The organism is Rhizobium sp. TH2, from assembly GCF_024707525.1.
Classification (GTDB): domain Bacteria; phylum Pseudomonadota; class Alphaproteobacteria; order Rhizobiales; family Rhizobiaceae; genus Rhizobium_E.
In genome coordinates, this window is the sequence record NZ_CP062231.1 from 5362820 (window position 1) to 5383162 (window position 20343).

20 protein-coding genes are annotated in these 20343 nt (G+C 61.3%); 15 read left to right on the forward strand and 5 right to left on the reverse strand.

Features of this window, described 5'->3' with window-relative positions; genetic code table 11:
• Positions 1-91: 91 nt before the first annotated feature.
• Entirely contained in the window at positions 92-976 is an 885-nt protein-coding gene (locus tag IHQ71_RS26250; protein ID WP_258159336.1) for a sugar phosphate isomerase/epimerase, read from the reverse strand.
• Between the two features lie 491 nt (positions 977-1467).
• On the opposite strand from IHQ71_RS26250, the gene IHQ71_RS26255 reads away from it, so the two are divergent.
• From IHQ71_RS26255 to IHQ71_RS26310, 12 genes are all read left to right on the forward strand, one after another.
• A complete protein-coding gene (locus IHQ71_RS26255) occupies positions 1468-2421 on the forward strand; it encodes an AraC family transcriptional regulator (protein WP_258159337.1) in 954 nt (317 codons plus the stop codon).
• Positions 2422-2715: 294 nt separating this feature from the next.
• On the forward strand, positions 2716-4089 hold the full coding sequence (locus IHQ71_RS26260) for an extracellular solute-binding protein (RefSeq protein ID WP_258162960.1): 1374 nt from the start codon (positions 2716-2718) through the stop codon (positions 4087-4089).
• Between the two features lie 113 nt (positions 4090-4202).
• On the forward strand, positions 4203-5084 hold the full coding sequence (locus IHQ71_RS26265) for a carbohydrate ABC transporter permease (RefSeq protein WP_258159338.1): 882 nt from the start codon (positions 4203-4205) through the stop codon (positions 5082-5084).
• On the forward strand, positions 5084-5920 hold the full coding sequence (locus IHQ71_RS26270; protein WP_258159339.1) for a carbohydrate ABC transporter permease: 837 nt from the start codon (positions 5084-5086) through the stop codon (positions 5918-5920). Before IHQ71_RS26265 ends, IHQ71_RS26270 begins: the two co-directional genes overlap by 1 nt.
• Positions 5921-5923: 3 nt before the next feature.
• Positions 5924-6163 carry a DUF2160 family membrane protein gene (locus tag IHQ71_RS26275; RefSeq protein ID WP_258159340.1) on the forward strand — a complete coding sequence of 80 codons (240 nt, stop codon included), beginning with the start codon at positions 5924-5926 and terminating at the stop codon, positions 6161-6163.
• Between the two features lie 29 nt (positions 6164-6192).
• Entirely contained in the window at positions 6193-7236 is a 1044-nt protein-coding gene (locus tag IHQ71_RS26280; protein ID WP_258159341.1) for an NAD(P)-dependent alcohol dehydrogenase, read from the forward strand.
• Positions 7237-7247: 11 nt separating this feature from the next.
• The gene (locus IHQ71_RS26285) at positions 7248-8309 is read left to right on the forward strand and encodes an ABC transporter ATP-binding protein (protein ID WP_258159342.1); all 1062 of its coding nucleotides are present in this window, start codon (positions 7248-7250) and stop codon (positions 8307-8309) included.
• 25 nt (positions 8310-8334) lie between these two features.
• Positions 8335-9105 carry an SDR family NAD(P)-dependent oxidoreductase gene (locus IHQ71_RS26290; RefSeq protein ID WP_258159343.1) on the forward strand — a complete coding sequence of 257 codons (771 nt, stop codon included), beginning with the start codon at positions 8335-8337 and terminating at the stop codon, positions 9103-9105.
• 12 nt (positions 9106-9117) lie between these two features.
• Entirely contained in the window at positions 9118-9843 is a 726-nt protein-coding gene (locus IHQ71_RS26295) for an SDR family oxidoreductase (RefSeq protein ID WP_258159344.1), read from the forward strand.
• A 69-nt stretch (positions 9844-9912) separates the two neighbouring features.
• Positions 9913-10896: a hypothetical protein gene (locus IHQ71_RS26300; protein ID WP_258159345.1), complete on the forward strand. Its 984-nt coding sequence runs from the start codon at positions 9913-9915 to the stop codon at positions 10894-10896.
• A 20-nt stretch (positions 10897-10916) separates the two neighbouring features.
• Entirely contained in the window at positions 10917-11933 is a 1017-nt protein-coding gene (locus IHQ71_RS26305) for a carbohydrate kinase family protein (protein WP_258159346.1), read from the forward strand.
• Between the two features lie 52 nt (positions 11934-11985).
• Positions 11986-12714: an SDR family oxidoreductase gene (locus IHQ71_RS26310; protein ID WP_258159347.1), complete on the forward strand. Its 729-nt coding sequence runs from the start codon at positions 11986-11988 to the stop codon at positions 12712-12714.
• Positions 12715-12928: 214 nt separating this feature from the next.
• Here IHQ71_RS26310 and IHQ71_RS26315 read toward each other — a convergent pair whose 3' ends face one another.
• The 4 genes from IHQ71_RS26315 to IHQ71_RS26330 all read right to left on the reverse strand — a co-directional run bounded on the left by IHQ71_RS26315 (position 12929) and on the right by IHQ71_RS26330 (position 16893).
• Positions 12929-13675: an ATP-binding cassette domain-containing protein gene (locus IHQ71_RS26315; RefSeq protein ID WP_258159348.1), complete on the reverse strand. Its 747-nt coding sequence runs from the start codon at positions 13673-13675 to the stop codon at positions 12929-12931.
• Positions 13668-14735, reverse strand: coding sequence for a ribose ABC transporter (locus IHQ71_RS26320; protein ID WP_258159349.1), 1068 nt, complete (start codon positions 14733-14735; stop codon positions 13668-13670). Before IHQ71_RS26320 ends, IHQ71_RS26315 begins: the two co-directional genes overlap by 8 nt.
• 94 nt (positions 14736-14829) lie before the next feature.
• Positions 14830-15816 carry an ABC transporter substrate-binding protein gene (locus IHQ71_RS26325; RefSeq protein WP_374989922.1) on the reverse strand — a complete coding sequence of 329 codons (987 nt, stop codon included), beginning with the start codon at positions 15814-15816 and terminating at the stop codon, positions 14830-14832.
• Between the two features lie 177 nt (positions 15817-15993).
• A complete protein-coding gene (locus tag IHQ71_RS26330) occupies positions 15994-16893 on the reverse strand; it encodes a sugar-binding transcriptional regulator (RefSeq protein WP_258159351.1) in 900 nt (299 codons plus the stop codon).
• Positions 16894-17144: 251 nt separating this feature from the next.
• On the opposite strand from IHQ71_RS26330, the gene IHQ71_RS26335 reads away from it, so the two are divergent.
• Genes IHQ71_RS26335 through IHQ71_RS26345 form a run of 3 tightly spaced genes read left to right on the forward strand, consistent with a single transcriptional unit; the run spans position 17145 to position 20339 of the window.
• Positions 17145-18074: a tagatose-bisphosphate aldolase gene (locus tag IHQ71_RS26335; protein ID WP_258159352.1), complete on the forward strand. Its 930-nt coding sequence runs from the start codon at positions 17145-17147 to the stop codon at positions 18072-18074.
• A 5-nt stretch (positions 18075-18079) separates the two neighbouring features.
• Positions 18080-19510, forward strand: a complete 1431-nt coding sequence (locus IHQ71_RS26340; protein ID WP_258159353.1) for an ROK family protein — start codon at positions 18080-18082, stop codon at positions 19508-19510.
• Between the two features lies 1 nt (position 19511).
• Positions 19512-20339, forward strand: a complete 828-nt coding sequence (locus IHQ71_RS26345) for a sugar phosphate isomerase/epimerase (RefSeq protein WP_258159354.1) — start codon at positions 19512-19514, stop codon at positions 20337-20339.
• Positions 20340-20343: the final 4 nt, after the last annotated feature.

The following is a 20343-nucleotide window of genomic DNA, read 5'->3' on the forward strand; positions in this document are numbered from 1 at the left end:
ATGCATGGCCGGACGGAAAACTGATGGCACAAGACTGAAAGTCGGTAAAATGCTGATATCGCACGGCACCGACTTTCCCCGCATGTTCGCGCTAAGGACGGACATTTGTGGCGCGCCGGCGGATTGCCTCTTCGATCTTGAGGTCGATGAACGCCTTGGCATGTTTCGCGACCGGCATATTATCAGTCCAGGTATCGCGCCAGATGGCGCAGGCCAGCGATAGGCCCTCATCCACCACGGCGCTCGAAAAGGATTCGAAGGTGATGTCCTTCTCGTAGCCGATGTCGAGAAGGGCATCGAAGATCCGGTCGAAATCGATCACGCCGTCGCCGAGATAGCCTCGATTGCTCTCGCCGATATGGAAGTAGCCGATCTTGTCCCCGGCCAGCCGGATCGCGGCGGCGGGATTGGCCTCCTCGATGTTCATGTGGAACGTGTCGAGATGCAGCGTCACATGGTCGGAGCCAGTGGCTTTGATGAAATCCAGACCCTGCGCGGTGGTGTTGAGCAGGTTGGTCTCGAACCGATTGACGATTTCCAGCACGAGATCGACACCGGCGGCCTTGGCGATATCCGCGGTCCTCGCGATCGCCCCGATGCTGTTCTCCCGGCCGCGATCCGTCGGCATCCTGGAATATTTGGTATGGGCGGAATAGAGGATGCCGCCGAGCTTGGTGCCTCCGATATCGCGCACGGCCTTCACAGCGTCCGCCAGCAGCTTTTCGCCCGCCTTCATCACGTCGGTATCGTCGTTCGACACGTCGGCGTTCAATGGCAGTCCCATGGTCACCGCGATCTGGAGATCGAGGGCGGATGCCCTTTTCGCCAGTTGGTCGAGGTTGAATTTCTCGGGCCGGAGATAGGCGAACTCGATCTGCCGGTATCCGCAGGCCGCGGATTTTTCCATCGCATCCTCGAGCATCGCCTGGGTGGCGCCGCCCGTCCAGACGAATGAATGTATTCCCAATCGGCCCATGTTTTTCCTCCTTCCGCGCTGGCGGAATAGTTATGTTGTTATGCGCAACAAAATTACCGCACTGCAGCAAATTTAAATGTCGGTTATCGTGAAATTGGTCTGATAGTTGTGCGAACCGATCGATAGGCCTCGGCTTCGCGCTTCTTGAAATGAGCGAAATCCTTGCGCCTGGTGGCCCTCCTCATGCTGCTGCTAAGCACTTAAGCAGTTTGTCATTGACTTATTTGTAAAGAATATTAATTTGTCTTGTCAAGCAACATATAAGCCCGAAAATGCATCGGGACCGGGAGGAATTGAATCATCGCCGAGCGCATGCCTGTGCGTGTCCGTCAAACCGCGCGGATTCCGGGCCGGGACTGCCGATTTGAAATTTGAAAATTCTTATGCATTGATGTCGTGGGGAAGAGGAGCCCCATGAGAGAAGACTCGGGAGACTGCGGATCAGAGTGAGCGAGGCGGCTACCGCCTCACTGGGGAAGAGGAGTCATTCAATGAAGGCCGATCTGAAGATCGTTCCGGACTTCGAAATGATCATTTGTCCGCCTGCGGAATCCTTCCGCTGGAACATGCATGACTATCCATATTTCGGCGCCAAATGGCATTATCATCCGGAATACGAGCTGCACCTGACGCGGACGACATCCGGCGTGATGATGGTCGGCGATCATATCGGGGAGTTCGCGCCGGGATGCCTAGTGTTGACCGGCCCCAATGTGCCGCACAATTGGGTCAGCGACATAGAACCGGGCAAGCTCATCCGCAACCGCGACATGCTCATTCAGTTCAGCCCTGAATGGGCCGATCGCGTCACCGCCTTTTGCCCGGAACTCGGAACCATAAAGCCGCTTTTCGAGGACGCGGTGTTCGGGGTGGAATTCACCGGCGCCACGGCGCTCGCGGGGCAGCGGCTGCTCGCCCAGATGGGGGCCGCCCATGGGGCCGAACGCGTCGTGCTTTTCCTGCAATTGATGATCACGCTGGCGCAAAATCCCAAGGAGCGGCGCAAGCTGTCGCGCCTCGCGCCAACCTCCGCGCGGGTGGAATTGCCGCCGGAACTCGATGTCGCCATGCGCTATGTGCTGGAGAACTACAGCGAGGATATCGACTTCGCATCCGTGGCGAAGCGCTGCGGCCTGGAACCTCAGGCGTTCTCGCGGTTCTTCAAGCGTCAGACAGGTCATACCTTCGCGCGTTATGTCATCCTGGCGCGCGTCTATGCCGCCTGCTCGCTGCTGACCCAGACCTACCGGCCGATCACCGATATCTGCTTCGAAGTCGGGTTCAACAACATCGCCAATTTCAACAGGCAGTTCTTCAAGATCTGTGGGCGAACGCCGTCGGATTACCGGCGCAATGCGCACAAGATCGGTACCGACGCACGGCCCGATCCGTTCCGGGAAATCCGGGCATTTTCGGCCGGATTGGCTGTCGGCGAAAAAGTATAGGTCGCCTGCAAAGCACGCGTGGCACAGGCTCGAACCCCGCTCTAAGCTTTTGGAACGCTCAAGGGAACGAGCCCCGGATGATAAATCCGGCGACCATACCTTGTCAGCGAAGGATGCCTGAACGCCGGGAGGAGCCGCGCGTCGGGCCATGGGAGGACCCGGCTTGTGCCGGGTGCGAGACCTTGCCTGCAGGCCGCCGGCCGCGGGATGCACAGATACTATGGAGGAGGAATCATGATCAGGAAAAGTGGAATTGGAATTGCCGCGCTTGCGATCAGCTTGCTGGCAAGCGTGATGCCCGCACAGGCCGACTTCTGGTCCGATGCCGGTGCGAAGTACAAGGGCGTCGTGCTGCACGGCGTCACCGAAAGCACGCCACCGTCGAACTACATCAAGGACGTCCTGGCGCCGGAATTTGAGAAGAAGACCGGCATCAAGGTCGAGATCGAAACGACCTCCTGGGACCAGATGTACGACAAGGCGATCAAGGACATGGAAGCCAAGACCGGCCTCTATGACATGGTCTATATCGAGCAGGACATCATCTACGCCTATCTGGCGCGCAACTTCCTCGTCGATATCACGAAATCGCTCAAGGACGACCCGTCGCTGAAGGCACCGGATTTCGATGAAAGCCATTTCACGACTTTCGCCAACTACTTCAAGAATGCCGATGGCGACCTTTTCGGCATCCCGATGGAAGCCTTCATCAAGGTCTATCTCTATCGCACGGATCTCTTCAACGACCCCAAGATCAAGGAAGCCTTCAAGAAGGAAACCGGCAAGGATCTCATGCCTGCCAAGACGCATGAGGAATATACCCAGATCGCGGAATTCTTCACCAAGTACGGCAAGGACAATGGCATGGAACTCTGGGGCACGACCGCCCAGGCGCATACCGGCCATCCGGCGTCGTGGTATGAATTCTTCGAGTCGATCGCGCCGACTTACGGCGTCTACAACTGGGGCATCGACCCCTCGAAGAACTACGCCGCCTCTGTCGAGAATGGCGGCCAGATGAACAGCGACAAGGCCAAGGCGGCCATGAAATACTGGCTGCATCTGCGCGATATCGCTCCGCCTGAATCGGCTGCCTCGACCTGGACGGAAGTCGGCACGACCTTTGCCGCCGGCCGCGTCGCACAGGGCCTGGTCTATGGTGAAAACGCTGCCTGGATCGCGTCCGATGCCGAAAAATCCAAGGTTGTCGGCAATGTCGGCGTCGCTCTGCCGCCGACGGAACCCGACGTCCTCAAGGAAGTCGAAGCCGGCAATGGCTATCTCGGCTACTATGACGGCGGCGCCTTCGGCCTGCCGGTAACCTCCAAGAACAAGGAGGCGACGCTTCTCTTCCTGCAGTTCATCGGCCAGGATTCGGTCCAGGCCGACTGGGCGGTGGCGGCTCCCCGCATCACCAACACGGCGACCTATGACGACCCGAAGGTCATCGAGATGGATAAGAAGCTGAACGGCTACTACACCATGCTCAAGGACCAGGGAAAGCTGTTCGCCGGTGCGCCGCCCTTCCCGTTCCATGCCCAGGTGCGTGAAGCCACGGCTCCGATCTTCTACCGGATCCTGCTCGGCGAAGTTGGTCCGGATGAAGGTCTCGACCAGATGGCCGCCGCGGCCGAAGCGGAACTGACTAACCTCGGCTACCGCAAGTAAGACCGGACAAGAGCCTGCGTCCGGGTGGCATCTCCCAAGACCGCCACCCGGGCGCAGTTGCCCTATCGAGACAGGCATCGAGCCTGCGTGAATATCCTGGGGAGCACGAATTCATGCGTTCAAACACAGTCGGTTGGCTGATGCTCGCTCCGACGATCGCGATCCTCGGCATCTTCGGCATCATACCCTTCATCTACGTGCTCTATGTCGCGTTCCACCAATGGAACCCGTTCGGCGCCAGCCCCGACATGATCTATAACGGCGCCAACAATTTCCGCCGTCTCGTCTTCGACGCCGAATTCCTGACCTCCATCTCGGTCACGATGAAGTTCGCCTTCTTCGCGGTGGCAAGCGAGGTCGCGCTGGGCTATCTGCTCGCGCAGCTGTTCATGAAGGAATTCCCCGGTCGCGGCTTCTTCCGCACGATCCACACGCTGCCGCTGATCGTCGCGCCGATCGTCGTCGGTTCGGTCTGGCGCCTGATGACGACGCCCAGCATCGGCATCATCCCCCATCTGTTGAAGAGCTGGTTCGGCTACGATCTCAATATCGGCCGCGATCCCACCACCGCCTTCGCACTGACCGTCATCATGGACATCTGGCATTGGACGCCGCTGGTGACGCTGACGCTGCTGGCAGCACTGCTTGCGCTGCCGAAGGAGCCTTTTGAGCAGGCGCAGATCGATGGTGCCAATCGCTGGCAAATCTTCTGGCACATCACATTGCCGATGATCCGCCCGGCTATCCTCGCCACCGTGTTCATCCGCCTGATGGATGCGCTGCGCACCGTCGATGAAGTCTGGATGCTGACCTCGGGCGGACCGGGTGCCGCCACCCGCTATGTCGGCCTGCACATCTGGAAGATCGTCTTTCCCAAGACCGATTACGGTTACGGCGCCGCCATTTCAGTCATCGTGCTCTATCTCACGCTGGTCATGTGCTGGATACTTTACGTCTCCCTCGTCGCCCGTCGCGAACGCAAGAGGACATTCTGATGCCGAGCCGCAATCCGCTTATCTATGTAGCACTCTGGCTGTTGCTCAGCCTGCTGACGCTGTTCCCAATCTACTGGCTCTTCGTCATCTCGGTGAAACCGGCGGTCGATCTTTTCACCACGCCGAGCCTGTTCCTCGATGCGATCTACTGGAAGAACTACGTCAACGTGATCGGCAACGAGACGCTGCGCGGTTACATGCTCAATTCGATCATCATATCGAGCTGCAACGCGCTGCTGGTGACCACCCTGGCGTTCCTCGCCTGCTACGCGCTTTCGCGCTACGATCTCCCCGGCAAGGAGAACATCTTTTTCTGGACCATCACCAACCGCATGGCGCCGGCTGCCGTATTCTTGCTGCCGTTCTTCCTGCTTTTCACCCAGGTCTTCACCCTTGGCGAGTGGAAGCTCTACGATACCAAGATCGGCATGATCCTGCTCTATTGCACCTTCAACCTGCCCTTCGCGATCTGGACGCTCCGGCCGACGATCGATGGCATCCCGAAGGAACTGGATGAAGCCGCGACCGTCGATGGCGCTTCGACCTGGCAGGTCATCTCCGAGGTCATATTCCCGCTCGCCCGGCCCGGTCTTGCCGTGACGCTGATCCTCACCTGGGTATTTGCGTGGAACGAGTTCCTGCTGGCGGCCACGCTGACCAGCTTCAATGCGCGGACCATCACGACGGGCCTATCGGAATATGTGACGACGACGGGTACCGAATGGGGCGCGATGGCCTCGATCGCCGTCATTACGCTGATCCCGGCGCTGATCATCTTCTCGGTCGTGCAGCGCCATATCGTGGCCGGCCTCACCTTCGGCGCGGTCAAGGAGTAAGCCATGCAGCAACCCCTCGAAAGCGAGCAACTCGATCCGGAACGTGATGCCGCGCCCGTCAAGCCCGTACAGACCGGCTTCCTGCCGATCGTCACGAACTGGTTCGACCGCGTCTTCGTCAGCATCTACCTGTTCGTCGCGCTCGAGCTGCTCTGGATGCGCTTCCTTGAACAGGCGATCCCGCTCACCGTCTGCCATGTGCTGGCTATCGCGCTCGGCGTGCTGATCGTCTGGCGCGGCTGACGACTCCATCGGAAAACAGGACAAAGACAATGAAATCGCTGGTGTTGGAAGAGAAAATGAAGCTGTCGCTCCGGGATTTCCCGATCGAGCGGGACGAGGTGCTCGGCCCGCGTGACGTGCGCATCAAGCTGCACACGGTCGGCATCTGCGGTTCCGATGTGCATTATTACACCCATGGCGGCACCGGCGTCTTCCAGGTCAAGGCGCCGATGATCCTCGGTCATGAGGCATCCGGAATCGTCATCGAGACCGGCGCCGAGGTGACCTCACTGAAAACGGGTGACCGGGTCTGCATGGAGCCGGGCATCCCCGATCCCAACAGCCGCGCCACGAGACTTGGAATGTATAATGTCGATCCGGCGGTTCGCTTCTGGGCGACGCCGCCGATCCATGGCGTTCTACGGCCGACTGTCGTCCATCCCGCCGATTTCACCTTCAAGCTGCCCGACAATGTGTCCTTCGCCGAAGCCGCGATGGTCGAACCGCTCGCCGTCGGTGTTCACGCTGCTACGAAGGCGCAGGTCAAGCCCGGCGATATTGCGCTGGTGATCGGCGCCGGCCCGATCGGGTTGGTCACGGCGCTGTCGGCATTGGCAGCCGGCTGCGCACGGGTGTTCGTCAGTGATATCGATGATGTGAAACTGGACCTGGCCGCGAAACTCGGGCCCATCACGCCCGTCAACGTTGCCAAACAGGATTTGGTCAAGGAAATCCTCGCCGCCACCGATGGCTGGGGTGTCGAGATCGTGTTCGAATGTTCAGGCCATCCCAGGGGTGCCGAAGGCGTGTTCGATCCGCTGGCCCCGGGCGGTCGTGTGGTGTTCATCGGCTCACAGGTCCATGCGATCAATTACGATGTCGGCAAGGCGATGGTCCGCGAGGCACGCGTCGAACATGTCTTCCGCTATGCGCATGTCTTTCCGCGATGCGTCGCCATGCTTTCGTCGGGCGCGATCGATGTGAAGCCGCTTATTACCCGCACCTTCGATTTCGACGAAAGCGTTCACGCCTTCGAGATCGCCGCGTCCGCCCCCAAGGGCGAAGTCAAGATGCAGATTGCGCTGCCGCAGTAAAAGGAAGAGAAATGGCTCACGTCACCGTCAAGGACGTCATCAAGAAATACGGCGCGCTGCCGGTCATCCATGGCGTGAGTATCGATATCGCCGATGGCGAATTCGTCGTGCTGGTCGGCCCGTCCGGCTGCGGCAAGTCCACGCTGTTGAGGATGATCGCCGGGCTCGAGACGATCTCCGGCGGAACGGTCGATATCGGCGGCAGGGTGGTCAACGATGTGCTGCCGAAGGACCGCGACATCGCCATGGTGTTCCAGAACTACGCGCTCTATCCGCACAAAACAGTGGCAGACAATATGGGCTTCCCGCTGAAGCTCAAGGGCGCACCGAGGAGCGAGATCGAAGCCAAGGTCCGCAAGGCGGCCGAAATCCTCGACCTCGGCAAGCTGCTCGACCGCTATCCCAAGCAGCTTTCGGGCGGCCAGCGCCAGCGCGTCGCCATGGGCCGTGCCATCGTGCGCGATCCGCAGGTGTTCCTATTCGACGAGCCGCTATCCAATCTCGATGCTAAACTCCGCGTGACCATGCGCGTCGAGATCAAGGAGCTGCATCAGCGGCTGAAGACCACCACGATCTATGTCACCCACGACCAGATCGAGGCCATGACCATGGCCGACAAGATCGTCGTCATGCGTGATGGCAGGGTCGAGCAGATCGGCGCGCCGCTCGACCTCTACGATCGTCCGGCCAATGTCTTCGTTGCCGGCTTTATCGGCTCGCCATCGATGAATTTCATAACCGGGAAACTGGTGAACGAGAGCGGCCGGCTGTCCTTCGTCAGCGACAAGGGAACTGTGCTGCCCGTACCTGAAGGTACAGTGGCTCATGCCGAGCCGGCCGTCTATGGTATCCGGCCCGAGCATATCGATGTCCGCGCCGATGGATTACCGGCCACGATCTGGGTGCTGGAACCGACGGGTTCGGAAACGCAGATCTTCGCCCATTTCGGCACCGACCCGATCATGGCGGCCGTCCGCGACCGGATTACCGCCCGGCCGGGCGAGGCGATTTCGCTGAAGATTGACACGGCGCGCGTGCACCTGTTCGATGCCAGGAGCGGCCGGCGCCTTTGATCCAGGCATAGAAACGGAGCAGAAGATGTTTTTCGAGAAATTCAGGATGGACGGCCAGGTCGCGGTGATCACCGGCGGCGGGCGCGGTATCGGCCTTTCCTGCGCCGAAGCACTGGCCGAGGCCGGCGCACATATCGTCATCATCGACCGGGATGAGGCCGTGGCGGAGTCGGGCCGGCAGGCACTGGCGGCCAAGGGCGTCGAGGCGGACAAATATGTTCTCGACGTCACGGACTCGGCAGCGGTGGACAAAGCTGCAGCCGATATCTTCGCCAAGCACGGCCGCATCGACGCACTGGTCGCCAACGCCGGCATCGCCCGCACCGGCACCGCCGCAGAGGATACGCCGGACGAACTCTGGCTCAATGTCAACGACGTGAACTACAACGGCGTCTTCTGGTGCAATCGTGCCTTCGGTGGTTACATGCTGAGGGCCCGGCGCGGTGCGATCGTCAATATCGGTTCGATGTCCGGCTATATCGCGAACCGGCCCCAACTCCAGACCTACTACAATGCCTCCAAGGCCGCGGTGCATCATCTCACGGCGTCGCTCGCTGCGGAATGGGCGCCGCGCGGCGTTCGCGTCAATGCGGTGGCGCCGACATATATCGAGACCGAGATGACCAAGAACATCGTCGATAAGTCGATGATGGAGCTCTGGATCCGCGACACGCCCATGGGCCGCATGGGCCAGCCGCACGAGATTGCCTCGGTCGTGCATTTTCTCGCCTGTGATGCGTCGAGCCTGCTGACCGGCGCGACCGTCAAGGCCGATGGCGGCTTCACCGTCTGGTAGGAGGTTTTTACGATGGATTTTTCCAATAAGCGTGTGGTCGTAACCGGCGCCGGCAAGGGCATCGGTCGCGCGACCGCCGTCATGCTGGCCAAGCGCGGCGCCAAAGTGACGGCACTGTCGCGCTCGGCGTCCGATCTGGATCAGTTGAAGGCGGAAATCGGCTGCATCCCGATTGCGGTCGATCTAGCCGATCCAGATGCCACGCGCGCCGCGGCAATCAAGTCACTGCCGGCCGATTTCCTGGTCAATTGTGCCGGCACGACGGAGCTTGAGTCATTTCTTGATCTGAAGGTCGAGAACTTCGACCTGCTCTACGCGGTCAATACGCGGGCACCGATGATCGTCTCGCAAGAATATGCCCGCGACATGGTGAATAACGGCCGCAAGGGTGCGATCGTCAATGTATCGAGCGTCGCGGCCTTCGTCGGCATTCCCGATCACGCCGCCTATTGTGCGTCCAAATCCGGCCTCGATGGGCTGACCAGGGTGATGGCCAAGGAGCTCGCGCCGAAGGGCATCCGCGTCAACGGCATACACCCAACTGTCACGTTGACGCCGATGGCGATCAAGGCCTGGAGCGATCCGGAAAAGGCGGCCGGCATGCTCAACCGCATTCCGGTCGGCCGTTTCGCCGATCCCGACGACATTGCGAAGGTCATTCTTTTCCTGCTCTCCGACGAAGCCGCGATGGTCAACGGTCTCTCGATGCCGGTGGATGGTGGCTACATGATTTCTTGACGGTCTTCCGTTCTCCAGACCTTCCTGCCGCCGGTCTGGCGGCTCCAGATTTTTCTCAGGGATAAGCCCATGACACGCTTTGACGCAAAGATCGCCCGCATCAGGGCCGGCAATTACAAGCGCACGGATTTCATCATTGCCGACGCCAAGGATGGCGACATGGGACCGAGCATTCCCTCCTGTGGCCCCAAGCTCGAAAAGGACAGCTCCTTTACACGCCATCGCACGCGGGCGGAATTCCTCGGCCAGGTCAAGGCCGTGATCGCGCAGGACGTCGTCGATATCATGCTGACTTCGGCGTCGAACCTCGAACTGCTGGTCGAAAGCGGCGCCTATGCGGCCAGCAACGTCAAGCCGGCCATCCGCGCCAATGACACGACCGACATCTGGGTGGGACGCGGCGCGACCTATTCGAAACATCCCTCGCGGCCCTATCGCACCGCCTCGCTGTCGGTGAACCGCCGTCATACCGATCTCGGCCTCTATTCGATCACCTTCAACAACGACATCGATGCGGACTATGATTCCCTGCTCGCCTTCCTCGATTTCGTCGAGGATGCCGACGACAACGGCTTCAATTACTTCCTCGAAGTGTTCAATCCGAATGTCGATACCGGTATCGCGCCCGAACTCGTGCCGCATTATGTCAATGACTGCATCTGCCGCGCGCTGGCCGGATTGACGCGCGCCCAACGGCCGCAATTCCTGAAAATTGCCTACAACGGTCCGAAGGCGCTCGACGAACTGACATCCTATGACCCCAGCCTGATCGTCGGCGTGCTCGGCGGCGGCGCGGGCACGGCACGCGATACGTTCGAACTCATCCACCAGGCGGAGAAATACGGCGCCCGCGTGGCGCTCTTCGGCCGTAAGATCAACCTCGCAGAGGATCCCCTCGCCATGGTGAAATACATGCGCGCTGTCGCCGATGGCGATATCGCGCCGCAGGAGGCAGTGAAAGCCTATCATGGCGTGTTGCAGGCTGCGGGCCAGAAGCCGCTGCGGGCGCTGGAGACCGACATGGAGATCACCGAGAAAGTGTTGAAGTCCTAAGTCCGGCGAGGGAGGAGAACATGGCCGGAAACACGAGGCGCGGTTTCATCGCCGGCGGCACCTGGTGCCTGGATCGCAACCGCAAGATCGATTTGTGGCCGAGGGAGGACAGCGTCGGCATCGCCTGGGGGCTGGAGGAACGCGGCGGCGGCCCCGCCTGCAATCTCGCCGTGGATATCAAGCGGCTCGACCCATCTCTCCCAGTCGAAACCATCGGCCTGATCGGCAATGACGACGCCGGCCGGAAACTGCTCGCCGCAGCCGATGCGGCCGGGCTCGAGCGGCGGCAGATGCATGTCAGCGATGAAGAGCCGACGCACATGACCGAAGCCTTCATCTCCCAGGCAAGCGGACTCCGCACCCATATTTCCGACCTCGGTGTATCGGCGCTTCTCAGCCCCGAGCACTTCGATTTCTCGGAGACTTCCGCACGCTTCATGCATCTCGGTCTCCCCGGCATCCATCCGAAAATGGATGCGGCATGGCAGGATGACGAGAACGGCTGGGTCACGGTGCTCAAGGCTGCGCGGCGTGTGGGGCTGGAGACCAATCTCGAACTCTGCACCGTCACGCCGGAACGGCTGCGCGGCCTCATCCTGCCCTGCCTGCCGCATCTCGACACGCTGATCGTGAACGACAGCGAGATCGGCGCGCTCGCCGAAATGGTCACCGTCCGGGATGGCAGGACCGATGTCGAGGCCTGCACCGCTGCCTCCGCCGCTATTCTGGGGCAAGGCGCGATGCGTCTCGTGACCATCCATTTTCCAGAGGGGGCAATCACCGTCGGCCGCGACGGCGCCCGCGTCTTGGTGCCCTCCGTCAAGGTGCCGGCGGAAGCGATCGTCGGCCCCAACGGCGCGGGCGATGCCTTTGCCGCGGGGTTCATGTACGGGCTGCACGAGAACTGGCCGATCGAGCAATGCCTCGGCCTCGGCCATGCGGCAGCCGCGTGCTCACTCAGGACGGCCGGGACAACCGATGGCGTGGTGGGCTGGCAAGAGTGCCTCGACATCGCGCGCCGATGGGGCAGCCGCTAAAGGCAGACCCAGCAGGATTTCATCATTTCATCCGAGACAGAAGGACACGAACATGAACAAGCATCTGGAAGGCAAAGTGGCAGCGATTACGGGTGCTGCCTCCGGCATCGGCCTCGCGAGCACGCGGGCGATGATCGCCGAGGGCGCACGGGTGATCCTCGTTGATCGCGACAAGAAGGCGGTGGACGCGGTCTGTGAGGAATTTGGTGACGCCGCAATCCCGCTGATCATCGATTTGCTCGACCCCGCAAGTTGCGCAACCCTCATGCCGTCGATCGAGAAACTGACCGGGCAGCTCGACATTTTCCACGCCAATGCCGGCACCTATATCGGCGGCGACCTGATCGAGGCCGAGACCGCCGTGATCGACCGGATGCTCAACCTCAACATCAATGTGGTGATGAAGAATGTCCATGACGTCCTGCCGCATATGATCGCGCGCGGTTCGGGCGATATCATCGTCACCAGTTCGGTCGCCGGGCATTTTCCGGTTCCGTGGGAGCCGGTCTATTCGGCCTCGAAATGGGCTATGACTTGTTTCGTCCAGACGGTGCGGCGGCAGGTCAACCGGAAAGGCATAAGGGTGGGTTCGGTGTCGCCCGGTCCGGTGATCAGCGCGCTGTTGGCCGATTGGCCTGAGGAGAATCTCAGGAAGGCCAAGGAATCGGGCAGCCTCATCGAGCCCTCCGAAGTGGCTGACGCGATCATCTTCATGCTCACCCGGCCACGCAACGTCACGATCCGCGACGTCGTCGTGCTGCCGACGAATTTCGATCTCTAACGGGATAAAGGTGTCTGGTAGAGTTTGCCGGACGAGCCCCTTGCTCCCTCTTCTCCCCAGCGGGGAGAAGGTGGCGCGAATGCGCCGGATGAGGGGGTGCGCGAAGCGCCGAGAACGCTGCTGGGAACCCCTCATCGCCTCGCTATGCTCGGCACTTCTCCCCAAGGGGAGAAGAGGGAGTTTGTGGCCGTCGCTTCAACCGCTAGCGGCCAACCTACCCGCCGATCATCAGCCGGACCACCTCGTCATGCGTGGTCTCGCCGATATTGCGTTCGCCGGCCACGATGCCCCGCCGCAGCACGACGATGCGGTCGGACACCGCGAAAATGTCCTGCAGGTTATGCGAGATGAACAGCACGCCGCGCCCCTGCGCCTTCAGCGATTTGATCAGGGAGATCACCTTGCGTTGCTCGGGCACGCCGAGTGCAGCTGTCGGTTCGTCCATGATCAGGATCTTGGCGTTCCAGTAGACGGCCCGGCCGATGGCGACGGCCTGGCGCTGGCCGCCGGAGAAATTGCTGACGGGCGCATCGAGACGTTTCACGTGGAAATCGAGCTTCGCCATGGTTTGGGCGGCAGCCTCGGCCATGGCCTTGCGATCCAGCACCGGCAGAAAGCCGAACGCCTTGCGCATCGGCTCGCGGCCGAGGAAGATATTGCCGCCGATCGTCAGGTTGTCGGCGAGCGCGAGATCCTGGTAGATCGTTTCGATGCCAAGCGCCCGCGCCTCCTGCGGCGAGCCGAATGTGACCGGCTTGCCTTCGATCAGGATTTCGCCCGAGGTCGGCGGATAGACGCCCGAGATCGCCTTGATCATCGTCGTCTTGCCGGCGCCGTTGTCGCCGGCGAGCGCGACGACTTCACCGGGCCTGACAACCATCGAGCAGTCTTCGAGCGCACGCACCGCGCCGAAATAGCGCGAGAGATTGCGGACTTCCAGCAGTGGGGTCTGACTATTCATCCTGTTTTGCTCCACCACTGAACTTGCGCTGCGCCTGGTCGATCAGGACGGAGATGATGATCACCACGCCGACGGCGATGAACTGCCAGAACGGTTCGACATCGAGGAACACAAGCCCATATTGAATGACTGCGATGACGAGCGCCCCGGCGACGGTGCCAAGGATCGATCCCGAGCCGCCGAACAGGCTGGCGCCGCCGATGACGACGGCTGCGACGCTATCGAGCAGCAGCGGTTCGCCCGCCTGCGCCGCGCCGGCGGTGAAGCGTGCGGCATAGAGCGCGCCGCCGAGACCGGCGCACATCGCCGACAGGACATAGAGCTTCAGGATATGTTTCTTGATGTCGATGCCGGCACGGCGTGCGGCCTGCACATTGGCGCCGATCGCGTAATTGTGTTGGCCGAAACGCGTTTGGCTCAGCACGTAGTGCATGACCAGCACGAAGATCGCGGTCACGATGACGAGATAGGGAATGCCGTAGAAGCGGCCATTGCCCAGCATCGCGAACCAGGAATTGGACACCGGCACGGTCGTGCCGCCGGCGAGCAGGAAGGCCGTGCCCCGCGCCACGCCGAACATGCCGAGCGTGCCGATGAAGGGCGGCACCTTGAGCCGGGAGATCAGCAGGCCATTGATGGCGCCGGGGACACCGGCGGCGAGCACCGCGACGAGAATCCCGACCAGCATGGCGACGGGCAGGGGTAGATAGACGCCGGCCATGTTGGTGACATGCGCCGCAACCACGGCCGCGAGGCCCATGATGAAGCCGGTGGAAAGATCGATGCCGCCAGAAATGATGACATAGGTCTGGCCGATCGCGATCAGCAGCGGCGCGACGGCGAAGACCGCGACCGATTGCCAATTGTAGGACGAGAAGGCGAACGTGCCGCCGAAGGAAATCCGCGCCCAGATCTCGAAGGTGATGATCAGGGCCGCGAGGAAAAGCCAGGCGCGCAATTGGGCAATGCGCTGGACGATCGTCTTGGCGACCTCGCTATGATCGGCCTGAGGCGCGACATGTGTGTCCGCCTCTGGCGACACGGCATTCTGTTCTGACATGACTGTTTTCCGACAGCGGGAGCCGAGTTCCGGCCCTGGCAATAGCAGAGGCGGCACCTCTATTCAGAGATGCCGCCAGAGCGAAACGACCGGATCAATCCGAGTAGATGAACTTCGCGACGTTGGGATCGGTCACGTTCGACTTGTCGATGACCGTGAAGCCCGTGCCGATCGAGATCGGAACCGAGTTGCCGGTCAGGTGCGCATAGGCGACCATGAAGCCGAAATAACCGATTTCAGCCGGATGCTGGGCGATCGCGAGATCGACGAGGCCGGTATTGATGTTGTCGACGATGCTTGTCGGCGCGTCGAAGGCAACGACCCGGACGGTGCCGGTCTGGCCCGCCTGCTGGACGCCATTGGCGGCGCCGAGAGCCGAGAACAGGTTGGCGCCGAAAACGCCGGCGAGATCGGAATTGCGGGCGAATACTGCCTGCAACTGCGACGCGGCCTTGTTGGCGTCGTTGTCGTTGAACTGCGTTTCCAGAACCGTGATGCCGGGATGGTTGGCCATCTCCTTCTTAAAGCCTTCCTCGCGCTGGTCGGTCGTGGAAATGCCGGGCTTCACGTTGGAGACATAGACCTTGCCCTTGTCGCCGATCGCCTTGGCAAGCGCACGGGCGGCAATCTCGCCGCCGAGTACGTTGTCAGACGCAACATAGGAAAGTGGGAAATCCGCATCGCCCGCGCCGGTCTGGTAGACGCCGGTGCCGATGAACGTATCCACCGTGATGACGGGAATGCCGGCATCGGATGCATTCTTCAGCGGCTGGATGAGCTGGGTCTTGTCGGTCGGCGCGATCAGGATCGCGTCGGGGCGCTTTGCTACGACGGCATCGAGAACCGGCACCTGGGTGACCGGGTTGAAATCCGGAGCGCCCTGGAACACCAGTTCCGCGCCCACGGCCTTGGCCGCGGCTTCCGCACCCTTGCGCATGGTGATGTAGAAGGCGTCAGTCGTCAGGCCCGGGATCAGTGCGATGGTGAATTTCTTGTCCTGCGCTTTCGCGCCCCCGGTTGCCGCGACAGTTGCCGCAGCTGCCATACCCGCAGTCGCTTTGAAAAATGAACGGCGCTCCATGGTCTCCTCCTATGAGCTTGTTCGTCTCGATCTGGTCGTCGCCGGTCAGCTCCTCAACTGGGCCGGTTGGCTGCATAATTGCCGTTTATAGCGGTTCGTCAAGTGAAATTTGTTCCAGAAAAATATTTCTGGATAATTTGGTGTTTTACGCAACTTTTTATACGAAGACTTCGCTGATCAGTCTAGCAGATCGAGAATGGCCTGGGCGGTGGTCGTGTCGGTCGCAAGCGCATTGATCATGCCGGAGCGCACGGCGCCGATAATGCCGCGCGCCTTTTCCGGCGTTGCGGCGATGCCGATCACCAGCGGGGTGGCACGGAGTTGCGCCGGGGAAACGGCGATCATCCGCTCCTCGCCATCCCATTCAAGCAGCGCACCATCCTGGTTGATATAGTGGCGGATGACGTCACCGACCGCTTGGTTGAGCGCCTTCTCGTTGGCGGTCGCGGCACTCGCCTCCGGCGGGTTTATCGCATGCGGCAGGCCCACGCCGACGATGGCGGCATCCATATGGTCCCACTGGGTCAGGACCTCCTTGACGGTCGGATCGTTGATGAAGGCATCGCGCAATTCCGGCGACGGAAGATAGGGCGCATGTAGGAAATGCGGCGTGCCGCCCATACGCTCGGCCGCTTGGCGGACGAATTCATTGATCTGGAAATGCGCGGCTGCCTGTTGCATGCCGCCTGTCATCGGCACCGTGACGACGCCGGGAATGCGCGGCAGGCCAGCTCCCACCACCTCGCGGATCGCCCGGCCCCAGCCGATGCCAAGCACCGAACCGGTCTTGAGGTTCGCTTCCTTCAGCATCGTATCGACCGCGCTCACCAGCGCGCCCAGCCCTCCGGAAACCGGCGCATCGACGACCTGCGCCTGCTTGAGGCCGAGCTTGGCGATCAACGCAGTCGTGATTTCCTCTGGCGTTGCGAGATCGATCACCTCGATGCGGACGATGCCGACGGCACGCGCCTTTTGCAGCAGCCTCGAAATCGTCGCGGTGGAAACGCCCAGCTTCTTGGCAATATCGACCTGGGCCATGTCGGCTTCGTAGTGAAGCTTGGCGACCATGTGCAGCATTGCGCGTGTGGTTGGGGTTTCCTGGGCGGGTTGAGGAGGCAGCTTGCAATTCCTTTCAGAAACGTGTTACACGATTGGCCGATCGATGAGTTATCGCTCAAAAACGCCAGTTCCGCAATGTGCTGCATTTGAATGCAGTAGCCCGAGAAAATCCGCGCAGTGACGGATTCTCGGAACGGGTTTCTGCGCGCTCTGGGACGATGCTCGAACTCTACACTTTTCGCCTGATGCGGCGGGTTGAGGATGATATCATGACTGATATGACGACGGCTGAATTGCGTGGATACCAGCAGATTTGCGGTGCGGACGGCGCCATGATGGTGATCGCCTGCGACCAGCGCGGCGGCATGCGGACCCTGCTGGAGACCGATCCGGACAAGCAGGCGTTGATCAGCAACGATACACTCGGCTGCACCAAGGCCGATATCACGCGCTATCTCGCGAGCAAGGCCGGCTGCGTGCTGGTCGATCCCATCTGCGCCGTGCCACATCTGGTGGACGATGGCGTCCTGCCGCGCGAAACCGCGCTGCTGATCGGTCTCGACGCCTCCGGCTGGGATACGTCACCCGAGGGTTATCGACTGTCGAAGCTGGTGCCGGATGTCGATGCCCGCAAGGTCCGCGATCTCGGCGCGACCGGCGGCAAGATCATGGTCTATCTCCGCATGGATCGGCCGGACGCCAACACCCACAACATCGCGATCCTCAAGCAATGCATCCAAGACTTTTCACGCGAAAACCTGTTGCTGGTGGTGGAATTCCTCACCTATCGGCTGGAGGGCGAAAGCGCTGAAGACTATGCCGCCAAGGTACCGTCGCTGATCGTCGAGGGCACGCGGGCATCGCTGGAATGCGGCGCCAAGGTATTGAAGCTGCCCTATCCCGGCACGCCGGAGGCCTGCCGCGAGGTCACCAAGCTCTCAGGCGATGTTCCCTGGGCGGTGCTCTCCGCCGGCGTCGATCACGAGACCTTCCTCGGCCAGGTGGAAATCGCCATGAAGAACGGCGCATCGGGCGTTATCGCTGGACGCTCGCTGTGGAAGGACTGCATTTCGCTCGATCGTGAAGTGTCCCGCAAGAAGCTGTCGACCGTCGCCGTTAGCCGGCTTGAGGAGATCAAGGCGGTCATCGCGCGGCATTTCCGCAAGGACACCGGTCACGCATTGCAAAAAGCCGGATGACACGCATGACGGGAGGCAATACTGCAATCGGTGTGGATGTCGGCGGCACGAATATCCGAGTCGCCCGCGTTTCCGCCAATGGGCGGATTCTGCAGAAGGTTCTCGGCAGGAGTGACACGGATCCGGCTGCCGCACTGACGCGGATCGTCGAAATGATCAGAGAAGTTGATGCGCCCGATGTCGCCGCGATCGGCATCGGTATTCCTGGCCGCGTCGATTACCGGCAGAGGCTGGTTCTCTCCGGCGGCTATCTCGATCTCTCGGGTGTCGAGACCGCAAAGTGGATCGAGGATCAGACCGGCAAGCCCGTCGTCATCGACAATGATTGCAGCATGGCGCTGGTGGCCGAGGCTGCCGTCGGCGCGGCGAAGGGTCATCGCAACATCGTGATGCTCACCATCGGCACCGGCATCGGCGGTGCAATAATGGAGAACGACGAGATCGTCCGTGGCGCACGCAGCGCGGGCCAGTTGGGTCATATCACCGTCGATTTCAACGGCCGGCCATGCGCCTGCGGCCGGCGCGGCTGCGTCGAGACCGAGTCCTCGGGCACCGCGCTCGGCCGGCACATGGAAGAAGCGGGCTACCCCGCCGGCACGCGCGCCGATGCGCTGCTCGGGTTCTGCCGGGCAGGCGATGACAAGGCGCTCGGCGTCATCAGGCGTTGGGCCAGACCTTTGCGTGCGGCGATCGATACGATTTCCGCGACACTCGATCCAGAAATTGTTCTGCTGGGCGGTGGGTTGGGCGTCGAGGCACGGGAAGCGCTGAATTTCGTGCCCGGTCAGTCTTCGTGGTTCAAGACCGAGGTCCGCGCGGCATCCCTGTGCGACGATGCCGGAATGATCGGGTCCGCACTTGCAGCGCTCGGGGGAGTCCGAACCACACAGGGCAACAGCAAGTCCGTGCTGATGGTCAACGGCATCCCGGCCTCGGGAAAGAGCCGCATGGCGCATGAGATTTCCGCGCGCACCGGGTGGCCGGTCCTGTCGCTCGACACAATCAAGAACCCCTTTCTCGAACATCTCGGCGGCGCCGACAGGCTGTTCAACCGCACGTTGGGGAAGGCCAGCTACCAGTCGATCTGGTCGATCGTGCGCGATGCGCCGGAGGGATCGGCCTTCATCATCGACGCCTGGTTCGGCTTCCAGCCAATGGAACTGCTGCGCGATCACATCGCCATGTCGGGCGTTGGCCAGATTGCCGAGATTTGGTGCCACGCCCCGGGCGAGGTGCTGGCCGAACGTTATGCGGCACGTCTGGACGAGCGGCCCGCCGGCCATCCCGGCGCATCCTATATTCCGGAACTGATCGAACTCGCGAGCCGGGCCGAACCGACAGGCTTGGCACCCCTCTATCGGTCCGATACGACTATGCCGGCATCCTACGATGCGATTGCGGCCTGGGCGCGATCGGAGCTCGGCAAGGGAGGGTAAGATGACCTGTGCCAGCATGGGCATCAAAGCCGGCTGCCAGACCTACACCTGGGAAATGCTGGGCAAGAGCTGGACGGGTGGGCCGGACGATCTTCTGACGGCGATCGCCGATGGCGGCTATGCGGGCATCGAGATAACCGACACGATGATCGGCATCTATGCCGATAGGCCAGCCGATTTCGCCGCCGCACTGGAGGATAAAGGTCTCACGCTCGTCGCCTTCGACATGGCCTCGAAAAGCGGCTTCACGGTCGCACAGGAAATCCCGAACGATCTAGACACGGCGCGGCGCTGGGTCGATTTCGTCGCCATGTTTCCTGGTGCGCTGATATCGCTGGGCTCCGCCACCGTCACCTCCGATGGCCCCCGCGCCGACAAGTTCGGGATAGCTGCCGAGTTCTACAACAAGGCCGGTGAACTCGGCAAAGCGGCTGGTGTCGAGATTGCCGTCCATCCAAGCTCGCATCATAATACGCTGCTGTTCGACCGCGCCGACTACGACCGGATCTTCTCGTTGATCGACAAGGATCTGGTCGGTTGGGTGCCGGATACCGGTCACATCTTGCGCGGCCATGCCGATATAAGAGATACGCTCCGGACCTATCTGGATCGCATCCGCTACATCCATCTCAAGGATGTCGATGCGGCGGGCCAATGGGCGATGCTGGGCGAGGGCATCTGCGATTTACAAGCCGTGATCGATATCTGCGCGACAGCGCCCCGCTTCAAAGGCTGGCTGGTGCTGGAGGAGGAATCCGATACCGCCGCCGCGGACCCTGCCTACGCCGTCAAGACCAACCGCGAAACGATGCGCCGCCATGGCGTTTGAGGAG